Annotated in this window: 17 protein-coding genes; 6 read left to right on the top strand and 11 right to left on the bottom strand. The window is 39.5% G+C overall.

What is annotated here, in order from left to right; genetic code table 11:
• Positions 1–120 precede the first annotated feature (120 nt).
• The 3 genes from KZZ04_RS16580 to KZZ04_RS16570 form a co-directional block, all read right to left on the bottom strand.
• Entirely contained in the window at positions 121–741 is a 621-nt protein-coding gene (locus KZZ04_RS16580) for an SGNH/GDSL hydrolase family protein (protein WP_219423314.1), read from the bottom strand.
• Positions 741–1,250, bottom strand: coding sequence for a DsrE family protein (locus KZZ04_RS16575; protein ID WP_219423312.1), 510 nt, complete (start codon positions 1,248–1,250; stop codon positions 741–743). Before KZZ04_RS16575 ends, KZZ04_RS16580 begins: the two co-directional genes overlap by 1 nt.
• 65 nt (positions 1,251–1,315) lie before the next feature.
• Positions 1,316–1,789, bottom strand: a complete 474-nt coding sequence (locus KZZ04_RS16570) for a flavodoxin family protein (protein WP_219423310.1) — start codon at positions 1,787–1,789, stop codon at positions 1,316–1,318.
• Between the two features lie 78 nt (positions 1,790–1,867).
• Between KZZ04_RS16570 and soxR the strand changes: the two genes are divergently transcribed.
• From soxR to KZZ04_RS16555, 3 genes are all read left to right on the top strand, one after another.
• A complete protein-coding gene (gene soxR, locus KZZ04_RS16565) occupies positions 1,868–2,329 on the top strand; it encodes a redox-sensitive transcriptional activator SoxR (protein ID WP_138529665.1) in 462 nt (153 codons plus the stop codon).
• 139 nt (positions 2,330–2,468) lie between these two features.
• Positions 2,469–3,110, top strand: a complete 642-nt coding sequence (locus KZZ04_RS16560) for a hypothetical protein (RefSeq protein WP_219423307.1) — start codon at positions 2,469–2,471, stop codon at positions 3,108–3,110.
• Positions 3,100–4,185 (top strand): rhomboid family intramembrane serine protease, encoded by a 1,086-nt coding sequence (locus KZZ04_RS16555; RefSeq protein WP_058404752.1) that lies wholly within the window; start codon positions 3,100–3,102, stop codon positions 4,183–4,185. The genes KZZ04_RS16560 and KZZ04_RS16555 overlap by 11 nt, the downstream gene beginning before the upstream one ends.
• Positions 4,186–4,241: 56 nt before the next feature.
• Here KZZ04_RS16555 and KZZ04_RS16550 read toward each other — a convergent pair whose 3' ends face one another.
• On the bottom strand, positions 4,242–4,628 hold the full coding sequence (locus KZZ04_RS16550; protein ID WP_219423305.1) for a DUF1294 domain-containing protein: 387 nt from the start codon (positions 4,626–4,628) through the stop codon (positions 4,242–4,244).
• A gap of 52 nt (positions 4,629–4,680) precedes the next feature.
• On the opposite strand from KZZ04_RS16550, the gene KZZ04_RS16545 reads away from it, so the two are divergent.
• Positions 4,681–5,211: a hypothetical protein gene (locus KZZ04_RS16545; protein ID WP_219423303.1), complete on the top strand. Its 531-nt coding sequence runs from the start codon at positions 4,681–4,683 to the stop codon at positions 5,209–5,211.
• A 62-nt stretch (positions 5,212–5,273) separates the two neighbouring features.
• Here the strand turns inward: KZZ04_RS16545 and KZZ04_RS16540 are convergent, their stop codons facing one another.
• The gene (locus tag KZZ04_RS16540; protein WP_058404755.1) at positions 5,274–5,816 is read right to left on the bottom strand and encodes a carboxymuconolactone decarboxylase family protein; all 543 of its coding nucleotides are present in this window, start codon (positions 5,814–5,816) and stop codon (positions 5,274–5,276) included.
• Between the two features lie 111 nt (positions 5,817–5,927).
• Here KZZ04_RS16540 and KZZ04_RS16535 point away from each other — a divergent pair, with 111 nt between their 5' ends.
• Positions 5,928–6,515, top strand: coding sequence for a TetR/AcrR family transcriptional regulator (locus tag KZZ04_RS16535; protein WP_219423301.1), 588 nt, complete (start codon positions 5,928–5,930; stop codon positions 6,513–6,515).
• An 81-nt stretch (positions 6,516–6,596) separates the two neighbouring features.
• Here KZZ04_RS16535 and KZZ04_RS16530 read toward each other — a convergent pair whose 3' ends face one another.
• The 5 genes from KZZ04_RS16530 to KZZ04_RS16510 form a co-directional block, all read right to left on the bottom strand.
• Positions 6,597–8,717 (bottom strand): methyl-accepting chemotaxis protein, encoded by a 2,121-nt coding sequence (locus KZZ04_RS16530; protein ID WP_219423299.1) that lies wholly within the window; start codon positions 8,715–8,717, stop codon positions 6,597–6,599.
• A 103-nt stretch (positions 8,718–8,820) separates the two neighbouring features.
• Positions 8,821–10,038, bottom strand: a complete 1,218-nt coding sequence (gene arsJ / locus KZZ04_RS16525; protein WP_058404757.1) for an organoarsenical effux MFS transporter ArsJ — start codon at positions 10,036–10,038, stop codon at positions 8,821–8,823.
• A gap of 29 nt (positions 10,039–10,067) precedes the next feature.
• Positions 10,068–11,078: an ArsJ-associated glyceraldehyde-3-phosphate dehydrogenase gene (locus tag KZZ04_RS16520; RefSeq protein WP_219423297.1), complete on the bottom strand. Its 1,011-nt coding sequence runs from the start codon at positions 11,076–11,078 to the stop codon at positions 10,068–10,070.
• A 38-nt stretch (positions 11,079–11,116) separates the two neighbouring features.
• Positions 11,117–11,470 carry a metalloregulator ArsR/SmtB family transcription factor gene (locus tag KZZ04_RS16515; RefSeq protein WP_058404759.1) on the bottom strand — a complete coding sequence of 118 codons (354 nt, stop codon included), beginning with the start codon at positions 11,468–11,470 and terminating at the stop codon, positions 11,117–11,119.
• Positions 11,471–11,647: 177 nt separating this feature from the next.
• Entirely contained in the window at positions 11,648–12,076 is a 429-nt protein-coding gene (locus tag KZZ04_RS16510; protein WP_058404760.1) for an organic hydroperoxide resistance protein, read from the bottom strand.
• Between the two features lie 136 nt (positions 12,077–12,212).
• On the opposite strand from KZZ04_RS16510, the gene KZZ04_RS16505 reads away from it, so the two are divergent.
• Entirely contained in the window at positions 12,213–12,671 is a 459-nt protein-coding gene (locus KZZ04_RS16505; RefSeq protein WP_219423295.1) for a MarR family winged helix-turn-helix transcriptional regulator, read from the top strand.
• Here the strand turns inward: KZZ04_RS16505 and KZZ04_RS16500 are convergent.
• Positions 12,660–13,559, bottom strand: a complete 900-nt coding sequence (locus KZZ04_RS16500; RefSeq protein WP_257903656.1) for a LysR family transcriptional regulator — start codon at positions 13,557–13,559, stop codon at positions 12,660–12,662. The two genes, KZZ04_RS16505 and KZZ04_RS16500, sit on opposite strands and share 12 nt — an antisense overlap.
• Positions 13,560–13,561 lie beyond the last annotated feature (2 nt).

Raw genomic sequence — 13,561 nt, 5'->3', positions numbered from 1 at the left:
TTGCCTATAAAGCATTCACTATCAGTGTGTTCTCCATCATTGCATAATCAGCCTTAAATGCAAATAAGCTCACAATATTCATAGTAAATAGCATACTCATAATTTAAACGTTAGCGTTCATTACGCATAAGCTTCATTTATTAAATTACACATCAAAGCCGCTACTTTAGCGTGCCCATCAGCATCAATATGCCCCCCATCAATAGCTGAAACAGTAATACTTTGCTGTAAGTCACAAAAGTAGGCTTTTTTAGCACGGGCAATATTTTCAAACTCTTTTTTTAATGCCTCGTTTTTACTCGGTGCGCCCTCGTAAACATGTTTATATTGCCCTACACACTTTACATAAGCAGGGCTTAAAATTATAAGCTTGGGTTGTTTATTACCTTCATAAAACTCTTCAATACTGTCTAGTAAGTTTGTTAAGCCTTGACCTATTTGCTCAGGCGTTAATTTAAAGCGCTGTTTTAAATCGTTAGTACCCAAGGCAATAATTATAACAGCCAAAGAGTGCGCTTCTAAAAGCGGCTTTAAATAACTTACACCCGATAACTCCCCAATAAATGGCGGGTTATTTACAAGCGTACGGTTAGGTTGCCCCGCCTCTATTACTGTAAATTGATCGCCCAACATTTCAGCTAACACCAACGGCCATCTAACCTTGCCCTCAAAACGCTTTCCCGTTACGGGGTTTAACCCCCACGTATTTGAGTCACCAAAACATAAAATAGCTTTTTTCATTAAAATGGATTCAAAGTGTAGCCTTGCTGCTGAAGTTGAGCATGCGCGGTCATAGCAGATAAAGACATGTTAACACCCTGCATAAGGTGTTTCGGCGCTACTTTAAAATGCGTAGCCGACTGCCCGCATACAAATACTTGCGTGTTGTTTGCCAATAATTGTTTTATTAAGCTCGTGTTTTTATTATTAACGTTAAAGCGTTTTTTATATTCATCGTTCGATAAAACATCTTCACTTGCACCACCATGAATAACTAACGCTAATTTAATGTTCTCTGGTTTAACGCCATGTGCTACATGCATATTTATAAAGCGAGCAAGTGAGTTCATTGCATTATTTTGCTCCCCTTTTTTAGCGCCATCGGCCACATCAAACGCTATTTTGAATTGAGTCGAATTATTAATTGCCGCATGTTCTGGCACGTTATAATAAAAACCAAAACCACTAATAGGCTGCTCATTAGCGAAAGATAATGGGCTTAATATTAAAAATAACAGTAAGTATTTCATAAACAATCCGTTTGTTTTTTTGTTTATAAATAAAGTACCAGATGCGTTGAACAAAAGGCAGTTATTCACGCTAAAGTTTGCGAACTTTTATGGTGGTGCGTTAAAAACTGCATCCCTAAATAACTAAATGTATTTTTAAACATCGCAACAAAGGCATCTGGCGCCTCACTCGACGACGCATTAGACAACAGTGAAAAATCTTTACTGCGCAGTAAACGCAACTTTGGTTTTAAATGTTCGTCATCCATGTAGTCGGTAATTCTATCTATAAATGTTTTCATTTGTGTTGTGGTGCTGTACCAATACACTGGCGAGGCAAATACCCAATGGTCGTAATATAAAAGTGACTCAAAAAGCGAGAAAAATTCATCATCACTGTAGTTTTTACTGTAACTGTAAGGCGGTATTTTAAATTCATCTAAACACACAACATGCAGCTCATTTTGCTCAGCAAAACTTTTAACATGTGCGGCTGTGTTACCATTTTTTCGTGCCGATGAATAAATAATAACGGTGTTACGACTCAGTTTTTGTTGCATTTTTCCAGCTCCTTTTTTAATGTTGAAGAAAGCTTAAAACCTCAAGTTATATTGAGGTCAATACAAGGAAAAAGATTAATGCCTGCTGAGCAAAAAAAACTTATCGACGCCACTTTAACAGTAGGTTACGTAGCAAAAAGAAGTGGTGTGAAGGTGTCTACATTACACTTTTACGAAACCAAGCAATTAATAAAAAGCTGGCGCAACAGCGGCAATCAACGCCGCTACAAACCCGACGTACTTCGCCGAGTGGCCGTAATAAAAGCGGCACAAACAATGGGCATTTCGCTAGACGATATTAAACAAACACTTGCCTCACTCCCCGATAACCGTACGCCCACTAAAAAAGATTGGTCTGCGCTTTCAAAACGCTGGCAAGCTCAACTAGATGAACGCATAGCGTATATGCAACTTATACACGACCGCGTAGATGGATGTATTGGCTGTGGGTGTTTATCACTCAACAGTTGCCCTATTTATAATAAAGACGATCATTTAGGGAGTGAGCAAAGTGGAGCAGTATTGTTAAACACAGGATAATTTAATCCAAAAAATTATGATTGACCTATAAAATAATAAACCAGTAATAATTATAATTAGCTAATACGATATTGATTATAGGCAGAGCATTCTTTAGAATGCTCTGCCTAAAAAGGAAGCAATACAAAAGGATTTTGCAATGACCCCTACAACTCCCTCTACCCAGAGTGAAACAAAAAGCCCTGCAGCTACTCAAAAGTTAGCTCAGGCTCTCAGAACCGTTGATAATAAAGAACTAAAAAGTACAGGCTTTTGGTTAAATCAGTTTTTTATGGTGATCTCGACAATTTTTGGTGTTTATCTGGCCGCACAAAGTGGCTTAGAGCAAGCCTTAAAATTTGATTCATTTAGTAAAATAGAAGATAACTACTACCTCAGAACATCTTTATTTGATGAAGTTAATGATAATGCAAATACCGTTGCAGAGTACGCCGAACGCTTATCAAAAAGCCCACCAAAATCTGAAATGGAATTTTTTAAGCCTACCTTAGAGAAGTATATTTGGAAAACAATGCAGTTTTCGCCTACTACACTCGAAACACCCAGTGAATTTTTGACTAAAATTCGTAGGTTTTATTCTAGAGCCGAATTTCTAATTAACGCTTCCATTGAAAGAAAAATGTCAGCTAAACAAGCTGCAATAGAGCTAAAAAAAATAACTAATTTAATTAAAAATGAAACATTACCCGCCTTAAAACAAAACGCGGAACAATTAAAAATGGAATTAAAACAGAATAATATTTCTGTCGGATCACTAAAGGAATTAACAAATGCCAATTAAACATTGCCCTCATTGTAAAACCCATGCTTTAGAAGTCACAAATTATCAAGGTGAAGAAATAGATATATGCCGTGAATGTGGCGGCCTTTGGTTTGAAAAAAATGAAGTTAATCGCATGATTGACGAAATTAACGATGGTCCTGTAGGTGACAAATTTGAAACAAGCTTTGGTGATTCATTAGGTATTTCAGAACTTGACTGCCCTGATTGTGATAAAAGCTTGGAACGTTTTCATCTTCTAGAAGATTTTCACACCGAAATTGATATTTGTAGGCATTGTGATGGTACCTGGATTGATAAAGATGAACTAGAAGGAGTTGAAAACAGCCCAGAATTAAAAGCGAGCCTAAACGAGCTAAATCAAGGAACAAGCTGGAAAACGTATTTTTTTCAATTTTTAACTCAAATGCCTGTTGAATATAATATAAAACCTCAGCGAAAAGCATGGGTCACTTTCGGTTTAGTTGCACTCAACACATTAATTTTTACTTTATACTTTTTCAATAAGGAAACATTTGGCATTGCTCTTGAACTTTTTGCCATGACGCCCGCAGATATAAGTCAAGGTAATAAGGTATGGACCCTACTAACTTGTGTGTTTCTGCATGGTTCAATAATGCACCTACTTGGTAACATGTACTTTTTATATGTTGTTGGTGACAACTTAGAGGATGTTTTAGGGCATAAGCGCTTTTTAATCTGGTATTTAGTGTGTGGGCTAATTGCTTCTCTCTCCAGTTACCTTGTTAGCCCTACATCTGCAATACCTAGCGTAGGTGCAAGTGGTGCAATTGCAGGTTTATTTGGTATGTACTTAATGTGGTTTAGGCATGCCAGCCTCACTTTTATGATTATCATTTACCAGAAAAAACTTTCTGCAGCTTGGTTTTTTGCAATTTGGTTGATTATAAACATATCTGGTGCGTTAAGCGGCCCTGATGGCATTGATTATGGCGCACATATTGGGGGCTTTGTTGCCGGATTATTGATTGGATATTTCTTAAAAAATAAAATTTTACAACAAAACCCTATCATTCGCTTACTCAATCAAAGCGAAGCACAGCTAAAGCGCTAATATTGTGATTCAATCACCTCCCCACTGATTCAGTTGTTTCTCAGTGGGGGAGGGGGTTAAAGGCTTAACTTAGCCATTTCCAAATACCCAAGAAACTCTAAAGCAAAAAAATATAAAACTATATTTAATAAAATGCACACCCAAAGTACCGTTATAAAACGCTTTTTTTGTGATTTATGACGCAATAATTGCTGAGCAATTAACGCCCCTGGCCACCCTCCACATAGTGCTAATAAATGAAGAGTTCGTTCGCTCGTGCGGCTTACTTTTTTATTTACCGACTGCTTAGCTTTTTGTTTATCCCACGCATACATAATAAATGTTATGGCACTAATAACCGTTATATAAGTAGGCGCAAAAATAGTTATGCCCCATTTAAAATGTGCAACCCATGTTATGAATATAAAAAATAAGGATAGAATTATTAAGGTTTTCTTTATCAAGTAATTATCGCCTATACTGGTCTGTATCAGTTCAAATAATAAGAGAATAATTATGACATATTTTAAAGCGCTCCTTTTTACTTTATGCTTTTTAGCTTTTACAACCCACGCAAAAGAACAACCACTTAAACTTGATAAACACCTCAGTGTATTTCAGCCTTATTTAGGGTCGTGGCAGGCTGATTTTGATGTTGCACCAGGCGCTAAACCGGTTCAAGACGTGGGCTTATGGGAGCGTGCACTCAATGGTAAGGCAATAAGAACAAAGCACTCTATTAATGAGGGTGAATATGGTGGCGAGTCGATGATTTTTTACGATAGTAAAAAAGAGTCATTGGTTTTTTATTATTTTACAACAGCCGGTTTTTACACAAAAGGCACTATAAAAGTACTCAGCCCTACGCAGTTTGTTGCTTACGAAGAGGTTACTGGTAGCAAAGAAGGTATTACTAAAGTGAAGTCGACCAGTGATTTAAAAGATGGAAAGCTAGTTGTGTCTACCTCCTACTTAAAAAAAGGTGAATGGACTAAACCAGAGTCACGTATTTATACACGTAGCAATCAAGCCGTTAAATTTAAATAGCTATCATTGTTTACATTACAAAAAAGGCAGCCCCGCTGCCTTTTTTGTTAATTAATACACGATTATTTTGCGAATTTTTTAAATGGTTCGTCCACTGGCGTATTTGCTAGATGGTTAGTGTAGTTGCTCATTACCTTTTGCGATAAACCTACAATAATTTCTAGTAGTTGCTGTTGGCCGTAACCGGCTGCAAAAAACTTTTCAATTTGCTCATCGCTAATTACGCCACGTTCGCGCGTCATAGCCAGTGTTGTTTCACGTAGTGTTTCTAGTTTTGCATCTGCAAGTGGTGTTTTGTTTACTAGTGCATCAACAATACCTTGGTCAACTTTCATTGAAGCGGCAATTGCGCTGTGCGCTGGCACACAGTAATGACACTCATGCTCAACGTTAATTGACTGCCATACTACTGTTAGCTCTTCTGCGTTAAACGATGTTTTTTGAAATAAGTCGTGCAGTACTTGGTAACCTTTTAATAGCGTTGGTGCTTCAGCCATTACTGCATGTAAATTAGGTAGCATGCCAAATGCAGCAACTGAATCGGCTAATAAAGGTTTTGATTCTTCAGGTGCGTTTTCTGCTGTGTATAAAGTAAATTCTGCCATTGTTAGCTCCAAAAATGAGTTGTTTATGTAACGTCAAAATACATACTATTTGATTTTGAGCGATTGCTCAAGTTAAAATTGAGCGAATGTTCAAATTAATTGAGAAACAGCATGGTCAATAAAGTAAAGTTTGAGCGCGAGAAGGTTGTTCGCCTTGCCAGTCAGCTATTTTGGGAAAAGGGGTTTAACGCCACTTCTACTCGTGATCTACAAGATGCAATTAATATGCGCCCAGGCAGTATTTATTCTGCGTTTGGATCAAAGGAAGGGCTTTATATTGAGTCTTTAAAAAATTATACCGTTCAAATAGAAGACCAAATAAAAGCCTGTTTATTGGCGTCACCTACTATTATTGGCGGTTTACAAACGTTTGTTGAAAACGTGATTATTAAAGATAAAAAAAATGCCCCGAGCGCTATTTGTATGTTGGTAAAAGCAAATTGCGAATTTGCCGACGAAGACAGCTGTTTGTATTCATTGAGCCTTGATTTATCAGATAAATTTGAAGCCTATTTAAGCGATTTATTTGCACAAGCCATTGCGCGTGAAGAGCTAAAAGGCGAGGTTAGCCCAAAAGACTACGCCCGCTTTTTTAAAGTGCAATTTACAGGCCTACGCGGCTATTTTAACCGCCCGGGTGTTGAGGAGCTTGCACAACCTATGATCGATCAAATGTTTAAAATTATGAAAACGCTCTAAACCCTTTAGCTCAATTAATGGCAAAAAAAACGGCGGTAATGTAATTACCGCCGTTTTTTATTTTTAGGAATTATGTACCTGTTAGGTTTTTAACTTATTGAGTTCGCTATCTTGTTGAGCAACTAGCTTATTGAGAACTTCGCTGCTGTCGCCAGCCTGCGAAGATAAACCAGACAACTGAGAAGCTGCATCAGAAATAAGCGTTAAATTACGGTTTATTTCCTCTGTTACTAGGCTTTGCTCTTCAGCGGCTGTTGCAATATGCGTAATTTGATTGGTTATTTCATCCACTTTTACAACCACACTGTGCAACGCGTCAAAGGCAACAGAGGTTTCGTCAACCGCGTTTTGTGCTCTTACAACGCCTTTTTCTATTACAGTGGAAGCATTGCCAACCTCATGCAGTAGGCTGTCTATAAGGTTGCTAATGTCATCGGTAGATGAACGGGTTTTAGAGGCAAGTGCTCGTACTTCATCAGCAACAACGGCAAAACCTCGGCCGTGTTCGCCAGCACGTGCAGCTTCAATGGCTGCATTTAGTGCCAGTAGGTTAGTTTGCTCTGAAATAGTTCTGATCACATCTAAAATTTGCGTTATGTCTTTACTGCGCGTGGCTACTTTTTCAACCGCTTGGTTTGCCTCTTTTATTTCTTCTGACATGGTTTTAACTTGCGTCATAGCCGACGACAAGCTCGACTCACTGCTTACCACTAAGCCGTTTATTTCGTCAGCTTGCTGCGCCGATTGCTCAGACGCTCTTGCGACTTCAAGTGCCGTTGCGCTCATTTCGTTCATAGCGGTAACAACGCTTTCTATTTCTTTAAACTGCGCCTGCACATTATGTTTTGTGTCGATGGCTATATGCTGGGCAATTTCGCCTTGTTGCTTAGTCTGATCTGATACGGCTTTAAGCTCAGCAATTAGGTCGCGTAATTTGGTTAAAAAGCGGTTAAAACCACCAGCCAGTGCAATTAGTTCGGCATGGCTGTCTACATGTAAGGTGTGTGTTAAGTCGCCTTCTGAACTGGCTAGGTTATCAACGCGTTCTTGTATTTGTTCAAGTGGGGCAATAACACCTGCTACAACAAATTTCATAACTACAAAAGCAACACCCGCAATAATTAAGCCGGTTACTAAAATAATAGTGCCCAATGCTGCTGCGGTGCTTTGCATATTTTCGCTCAAAGCTTGTGGGCCAGCCAGTGCTAAATTTGCAGGTACTTCAATAATAAGCGACCACTGAGTGTCTGCAAGCTTTATATTTATGGGGTAATTAACCAGGTAAGTGTCATCCGCTTTTAAAAGATTGTTTTCACCTCGTACCTTTTCAACTTTACTGGTAATCGTGGATGACATGGCTTCTTTGTAAGGTCGGCCAAGCTTGGTTTTGTAGTGGCTACTGCCTACTATTAAACCAAAATCACTTAACAATGTTACCTTAGCTTGACCATTATAAAGCTCTTTTGAAAGCTGCTCTGTTAACTCTTGAAAAACCGGTAACGTTAAATCAACGCCAGATATACCAACAAACCGACCATCTTTGACAATAGGAACCGTAAGAGACGTCATCATTTCTGAGTTGCCTGGCGTAATTTCGTATAGGTAGGGTTCCATAATACAGGGCTTAACGTTGTCTTTAGCACACAAATACCATTCAGACTCTCGCAGGCCAAATTCATTAAGCTTAGTGAAATATTTTTCGGCAGGGTCGTCTACAACTTGCTGCTCAACCACGCCTGCTTTACTACGCGTAAAATAAATTTCGAGTGTACCAGCACCATCAACAGAGTGACTGTAGCCGCTTGTAAATTGAGTATCTTTAGAATCATAACCGTTTACTTCAAACTGGGAGTAGATGGAAGAAAGCGATTCATTATTATTTAATATGGATTGATTAAGATTAACAACGGATTCGCGACTAAGTGCATCATTACCCGCCGTGCCACTTAATATGGCAGCGAGAGAAAAAGGGACACGGTATGCCTCGTTAATAAACCCTGCAATTCTTTCACCATATACAGCCGCATTAGCACTTAGCTTTTCTTCAACCTCTGCTACTATGTATTTTTCTGACTGGGTTGATAGCTCATCGTTGCTTGATGATAGCTGCCACCACAAAACACTAGAAAGCACCAAAACTGTTATAAATATACTGCCTACTGTAATCCACAGTAGTTTTTTTGCTAACGATATTTCTCGCATTGACCCGCCCTTTGTTTAAACTACAAATACAGTTTAGACGATTTTATTAATCAAGCTATCGATAACCGTTAACAAAATTTAATTTAATACAATACGTTGAGTTTTAACGCTTGGCTAAAAAAGCAGTCGTCACTGAGGCACTTAGTAATAGCACCACACTCACCCACAAACAGGCACTTAATCCATAAACTTGGAATACCCAACCAGACAACACAGTCCCTAATAAACGCCCCATTGCATTGGCCATGTAATAAAAGCCCACATCTAACGACACCCCATCGTCTTTAGCAAAACTTACAATTAAAAAGCTGTGTAGCGATGAGTTAATTGCAAACACAGCCCCAAAAATAAGTAGCCCAACTATTAAGGTTATGTGTACCGCTAAGTTAAGTTGCATTAAAACGGCTAATACTAAAGTAACCATGCTCAGTAACACCACCCACCAATATGCAGTGGCACTTGCTTGTTTATGAGATTGGCTGTGTCCTGTAATACGTGGTGCCTGAGATTGCACTAGTCCGTAAGCAATAACCCACGTTGCCATAAACCCACTTACCCACCAATGATCCCACTTAAACTGAGCCGCTAAATAAACCGGTAATGCAACCACAAACCACACATCACGCGCTGCAAATAAGCACAAACGCGCTGCACTGAGTAAATTAATTGCACGAGATTTTGAAAATAACTCTTTAAACTTAGGTTTAGTTTTAGCTTTACCCATGTCGCCTTTTAAAAACACTAAACTTATTACCCACGCTATGCTGAGTAATACAATAAGCCCAACTAAAGCGCCAATAAACCCAAATAAACTTAATAGCAAGCCACCTAAAAAAAAGCCTACGCCTTTAAGTGCGTTTTTAGACCCCGTTAAAATAGCAACCCATTTATATAATTGCGCTTGCCCGCTGTCGCCTTGAGGAACTAAATACTTAATCGCGCTTTTGGCGCTCATTTTATTTAAGTCTTTTGCAATACCACTTAGTGCTTGCGCTACCATGACATACGCAACTGTGAGCCAATCACCCGGTACACACAGCATGCCTAAGGCAACAATTTGCAGCCCTAAGCCTATATTCATAGTTTTATTTAACCCAAGTTTGACACCTAACCAACCGCCCACTAAATTGGTGATCACACCAAAAATTTCGTAAAACAAAAACAGCATGGCAATAGCCAACGCACCATACCCTAACTGATGAAAATGCAGCACCACCAGCATACGCAGTGCCCCATCGGTTAAGGTAAATGCCCAATAATTACCGGTAATAATTAAATACTGTTTTATTGCTGTAGGTAAATTAGCAAGCTGCTCAAACATGGTTAAAGCCCTTTAAACCTTATAAATGGTTAAACCAAGTCGCTTTTAGCAACTTTAAGCATAAGCTCGGCGGTACGATTAGCGTAGCCCCATTCGTTATCGTACCAAGCGTATAATTTAAGCTGTGTATTATTAATAACCATGGTAGAGAGTGCATCAATAATGCTACTACGTGGATCGGTTTTGTAATCAATCGATACCAGCGGTTTTTCTTCGTAGCCTAATACACCTGCAAGCTCGTTTTTAGACGCCTGAGCAAACCATTCATTTACCTCAGTTGCAGTTACACCACGCTCAAGCTCAAATACACAGTCGGTAATTGATGCGTTAGTTAACGGTACGCGCACGGCGTGGCCATTTAACTTACCTTTTAGCTCAGGGAATATATGCGTAATAGCTGTTGCGCTACCTGTTGTGGTGGGTATTAAACTTGTCCCGCACGAACGAGCACGGCGTAAGTCTTTATGTGGCGCATCAATAATAGTTTGGGTATTGGTAATATCGTGAATAGTGGTCATTGAGCCGTGCTTAATGCCTACTTTTTCTTGTAGTACTTTTACAATAGGCGCTAAACAGTTAGTCGTACACGAAGCCGCTGTAACAATTTTGTGCTCATCTGGGTTATATAAATTATCATTAACGCCCATAACCACATTTAAAATGCCGTCTTCTTTTACTGGTGCGGTTACCACAACGCGCTTAACACCTTGTGCTAAGTATTGATTTAACAACTCAGTGGTTTTCATTTTACCGCTGGCTTCTATTACTACATCGCAATCAGACCAATCGGTGTCGTTAATAGTTTTGTTATTGGTAACCGCAATAGTGTGTTTACCCACACTAAAGCTATGTTCGTTTGCTGTTACGCTGTGCGCTAAACGCCCATGCACTGAGTCAAACTCTAATAAATGGGCATGTGTTTTAGCATCACCAGCAATATCGTTTACTTTAATAAATTCTACTTCTGGCCATTCTAATGCCGCGCGCAGTGTTAAACGTCCCATACGGCCAAAGCCGTTAATACCTACTTTAATTGTCATAATAAATACCTTTCGTAAAGTTATATCAATTTGCTTAATTAACAGCAGCTTGCTGCACGCTCTGGGCGATTACCCATTGCATTGAGTCGATTTAAATCGTCGTTATAAAACGAAGAATTTTCGTTTCGTGTTTGTGTTATTACGCTAAGAGACCACTCTGGCAGGGCTTTATTAATGCTGTAGTACACCCATTGATTTTGCTTACGGTCGCTCAATAAGCCACATTGCCTAAGCTGCGCTAAATGGCGCGATACTTTAGGTTGGCTAAGTTCAAGCGCAGCAACAAGCTCACACACACATAGCTCTTGCTCATGGCTAATTAATAACATGGCTTTTAAGCGCGTATCGTCGGCTAAGCACTTGTAAAATTGTAGTGGGTTGAGTTGTTCCATAGCATCCTCGTTTAGTTAGTGTGCATACAATAAAACAAAACAAGAATATATGAAATAGTGAATATACGATTTTTCGTATATTTATTTATAAGCGTGGAAACTCAGCTAAATTGCAACGCACAAAAAAAGCCCAGTGGCAAAACCCCTGGGCTATTACAATGCTAAGTAATCAGTTAACTAAATAACCGAAAGTTCCACCTCAATATTCCCGCGTGTAGCGTTTGAGTATGGGCATACTTGGTGTGCTTTATTTACCAGCTCTTGCGCTGCTGCTTTATCCATATCACCTAGTGATACCGCTAATTTAACTGCAATGCCAAAACCGCCTTCAATTGCGCCAATAGATACTTCAGAATTAATGTGTGTATCACTTGGTAGCGCAATTTTTTCGCTACCTGCTACAAATTTTAGTGCGCCAATAAAACACGCTGCATAACCTGCTGCAAATAGCTGCTCTGGGTTAGTGCCTTGTCCGTCATCACCACCTAGCCCTTTTGGGGTTGATAGCTTCACATCTAAACGGCCATCGTCAGATTTAGCTACACCTTCACGGCCACCGGTTGCAGTTGCTTTTGCTGTGTAGGCAACGTTTTGTAATACATTCATAGTGAACTCCAAAGTTTATCAATTAATTTATTTTGCATGCAAAATAATAGGGTAAGTAATTAGAGATTGCAAATACTTTGCATGCAAATTAAAATGTTTTTTTGAGTTAAAGGTATTATCGCGTTGGGAGTTAGGTATGTCGTTTGAGCAATTAAAATTAAAAAATCAGCTGTGTCATAGGCTATATATGGCATCAAATAGCATTGCACGCGCTTACCGTGAGCCTTTAGCTGCACTTAATTTAACGTATCCGCAGTATGTAGTAATGATGGCGCTGTGGGAGCAAGACGAAATAACCATCGCGCAGCTAATAGATAAAACCGCTATTGATGGCGGCGCTATGACCCAAATACTCAAAAAAATGACCGAAAAGTCTCTGCTAGCTGTTATTAAAGACGAACACGACAAGCGTAAACGCCTAATTCAGCTTACCCACAGTGGGCAAGCCCTTAAAAACGACGCCGCTGATATTCCAAAAAATATACTATGTAAGTTTGAAAGTGTAGACCCCACACAAGCCAAACAGCTTATGCAACTACTTGATTTAGTAGTAAACGATTTACATACTAAAAGCGATGATGAGTTAGCCAACTAACGCGGTTATTTTTTGTTGAATAAACGCCCTGAATGCGCTGATCACCGGGGTCATTTGGCGCCGGTCAGCGTACATCATATAAAGCGGTAGCGGATCGCTTTGCCACTCTGGGCATAAATGAACGAGTTGCCCGCTTGCTAAATTATCAATTACATCCAAGTACGACTTATACGCAATGCCTTTGCCCTCTAGCGCCCAGCGCCTAACCATTTCGCCATCGTTTACTATGTGTTGGCAATTTAGCTGCACTTTTTGCACCGCGCCATTTTTATAAAATCGCCACTCTTTAAACACTTCACCAAAACGCATAAAGGTAATGGTGGTATGCTGCGTTAAATTAAGGGGGTGTGTAAGTAATCCATTGTTTACTACATATTCAGGAGAGGCCACTAAAATACGCGCATTATTTAAAAAAAGCGGCGCTGCAATTAACTGCGAATCTTTTGGTACGCCAAAGCGAAGCGCAATATCAATTGATTGGCTGTAAATGTCGCTTACTTCGTCACTTAAATGCAGTTTAAGTTTTACATGCGGATATTGCGCTAAAAACTCATTGAGCCATTCACTTAGTTTATTTCGCCCTAAATCGCAGGGGGCCGATACCTGTAGCGTCCCTGTTACTTCGCCTACTGCAGTTTGCACTGCGGCTACACCTTGTTGAATAAGCGAAAGTGAATCTTTGGCGTAACTTAAAAACTGCTCCCCTGCCACACTTAATCGTAAGCTGCGGGTAGAGCGAATAAACAGCACGTTTCCTAAATCTTTTTCTAGGCGTTTAATAGCGGCACTTACCGCCGCTGGTGTTTGCGCGTTTTGCCGTGCGGCTTCAGAAATACTGGCGCAACTAGCTACATCTATAAAAGTTTGAATATCGTTAAATGATCGCATAT

It is taken from the genome of Pseudoalteromonas sp. CR1 (genome assembly GCF_019392235.1).
Lineage (GTDB): Bacteria > Pseudomonadota > Gammaproteobacteria > Enterobacterales > Alteromonadaceae > Pseudoalteromonas.
Note: the sequence above shows the minus strand (reverse complement) of the source record. Positions and strands in the feature narration are given on the sequence as shown.